Below are 2,829 nucleotides of genomic sequence, written 5' to 3'. Positions count from 1 at the left end.
GCCCACCCAGGTGTGGGACGTCCGCCAGGCGCCGGAGGCGTTCCGGCACGTCAGCCAGGCCCGGCACGTCGGCAAGGTGGTGCTCACCATGCCCCGGGCGTGGGACCCCGACGGCACGGTGCTGCTGACCGGCGGCACCGGGACCCTGGGCCGGCTGGTCGCCCGGCGGCTGGTCGAGACGCACGGCGTACGGCGGCTGCTGCTGGTCAGCCGCCGCGGCGAGCGGGCCCCCGGCGCGACCGAGGCGCTCGACGAACTGCGGGCCCTGGGGGCCGAGGCCACGGTGGTGGCGGCCGACGTGTCCGACCGCGACAACCTCGCCGGGGTGCTGGCGGCGGTACCGGAGCGGCACCCGTTGACCGCCGTCGTGCACCTCGCCGGGGTGCTCGACGACGGGGTGGTCACCGCCCTCACCCCGCAGCGCGTCGACACGGTCTTCGCGCCGAAGCTCGACGCCGCGTGGCACCTGCACGAGCTCACCCGCCACCTCGACCTCGCCGGGTTCGTGCTCTTCTCCTCCGGCGCCGGAGTCTTCGGCGTCCCCGGTCAGGCCAACTACGCGGCGGCCAACGCGTTCCTCGACGCGCTCGCCCTGGCCCGCCGTGCGCAGGGGCTGCCGGGCCGGTCGTTCGCCTGGGGGCTGTGGGAGCAGGCCAGCGAGATGACCGCCAAGCTGGACCGGACCGATCCCCGGATCACCGCCCGTGACGGGCAGCTCGCCATCCCGTCCGAGCTGGGGATGGCCCTGTTCGACGCGGGCCTGCGGCTGGCCGAGCCGGTGCTGGTGCCGACGAGGATCGACGTCGCCGCGCTCGGCGAGCGGGCCGAGCGGCCCCCGGCGCTGCTGCGCGGGCTGCTGCGCCGGGAGCGGCCGACGGCGCGGGCGGCCACCCCGGCCGGCGGCGGGCGCACGCTCGCCGACGAACTGGCGGCGCTGGACGGGCCCGAGCGCCACACCCTCGTGGTCGACCTGGTACGCGAGCAGGCGGCGAGCGTGCTCGGGCACGGCAGCCGGGTGGCGGTGGCCCCGGGCCGGGCGTTCAGCCAGATCGGCTTCGACTCGCTGACCGCCGTCGAGCTGCGCAACCGGCTGACCACGGCCACCGGCCTGCGCCTGCCGGCCACGCTGATCTTCGACTATCCGGATCCGAACGAGCTGGCCACGTACCTGGTGTCCGAGCTGGCGCCGGACACCGGACCGGCGGCCCCGCCGGTCCTCGCGGACCTGGAGAACCTGGAGCGCTCGCTGACCGAGGCCACTGTGGAACCGGAGCTGCACGACCAGATCGGGTCGCGCCTGGAGGTGCTGATCGCCAAGTGGCGGACGATGCGCGCCGGCACGGGCGGCGATCCCGACCTCGATCTCGAACTGGCCAGCGACGACGACCTGTTCGACCTCATCGACTCCGAACTCGGCATCTGATGGCCGTCCGGCCGCCCCGCCCGCCGCAAGCCGACCCCGTGTCCGACCGACCCCTGAGGAACCGATACCGATGCTGACGACCGACGTCCTGATCGTGGGCTACGGCCCCGTCGGTGAGATGCTCACGATCCTGCTGGCGCAGCGAGGGCTCACCGTCACGGCGGTCGAGCGGTGGGCCACTCCCTACAACTTCCCCCGCGCGGTGTCGTACGACGGGGAGGCGCGCCGTGTCCTGGCCGCCGCCGGCGTCGCCGACCGCCTCGGGCCGGTGGTGGAGTCGTCCGGCGAGTACACCTTCAAGAACGGCTTCGGCCGGACCCTGCTGCACGTCAAGGTCACCGGCAACGGCCCGATGGGCTGGCCCGACTCGGTCTCGTTCTACCAGCCGGGACTGGAGGCGCTGCTCGCCGAGCGGGGCGCGGAGCTGCCGGGTGTCACGGTGCTGCGCCCGTACCAGGTGACGGGCCTGGTCGAGCACGACGACCGGGTCGAGGTGACCATCGCCGGCCCGGACGGCGAGGAGGTCCGCGCGGCCCGCTGGGTCATCGGCTGCGACGGGGCCAACAGCTTCGTGCGGGAGCACCTGGGCAGCGGCGTCACCGACCTCGGCTTCACGTACGACTGGCTGGTCTGCGACGTGGTCCCGCACGAGGCCCGCGAGTTCAAGCCGAACAACCTGCAGGTCTGCGACCCGGCGCGGCCCCGCACGGCCGTGTCGGCCGGCCCGGGGCACCGGCGGTGGGAGTTCATGCGGGTGCCGGGGGAGAGCCGCGAGGAGTTCGAGAGCGCCGCCAACGTGTGGCGGCTGCTCGGCCTCTTCGACATCACCCCCGACAACGCCACCCTGGAGCGGTACGGCGTCTACACCACCCAGGCATGCTCGGCCGGGCGCTGGCGTTCCGGGCGGATCCTGCTCGCCGGCGACGCGGCGCACGTGATGCCGCCGTTCATGGGGCAGGGGATGAGTTCGGGCTTCCGCGACGCCCTCAACCTCGCCTGGAAGCTCGACCTGGTGCACCGCGGCCTCGCCGACGAGGCCCTGCTGGACACCTACCAGGAGGAGCGCTGCGCGCACGTGCAGCACGCCATCCGGATGTCCATGGACTCGGGCACGGTGATCTGCGAGACCGACCGCGCCGCCGCGGCCGGCCGCGACGCCGCGATGCTCGCCGAGCTGCGCCGGCGTACCGCCCGCCCGCGCACCCGGTCCCTGCTGGAGCCCCTGTCCGGCGGGATCCTGCACAGCGGCTGCGAGGCCGCCGGCGCCCCGATGCCGCAGGGCCGCGTCGAGGTCGACGGCCGCGCCGGGCTCTTCGACGAGGTCGTCGGCACCGGCTTCGTCCTGCTCTGCGCCGAGGACCCCGACGACCTGCTCGACGCCGACGCCCGGGCCTTCCTGGACACGC

At 74.6% G+C, this 2,829-nt stretch carries 2 protein-coding genes; both read left to right on the top strand.

From position 1 onward, the window contains the following. A partial coding sequence (locus tag KBX39_RS27945) for a type I polyketide synthase (RefSeq protein WP_210873379.1) occupies positions 1 to 1,423 on the top strand: 1,423 nt, incomplete at its 5' end. A gap of 70 nt (positions 1,424 to 1,493) precedes the next feature. Further along, on the top strand, positions 1,494 to 2,829 hold a 1,336-nt coding region (locus KBX39_RS27940; protein ID WP_210873377.1), incomplete at its 3' end, for a bifunctional 3-(3-hydroxy-phenyl)propionate/3-hydroxycinnamic acid hydroxylase.

This window comes from Micromonospora sp. D75, from assembly GCF_018070405.1.
Taxonomy (GTDB): Bacteria; Actinomycetota; Actinomycetes; order Mycobacteriales; family Micromonosporaceae; genus Micromonospora; species Micromonospora chalcea.
The sequence above is the reverse complement of the archived record's forward strand: the minus strand, read 5'-3'. Positions and strand labels throughout refer to the sequence as shown.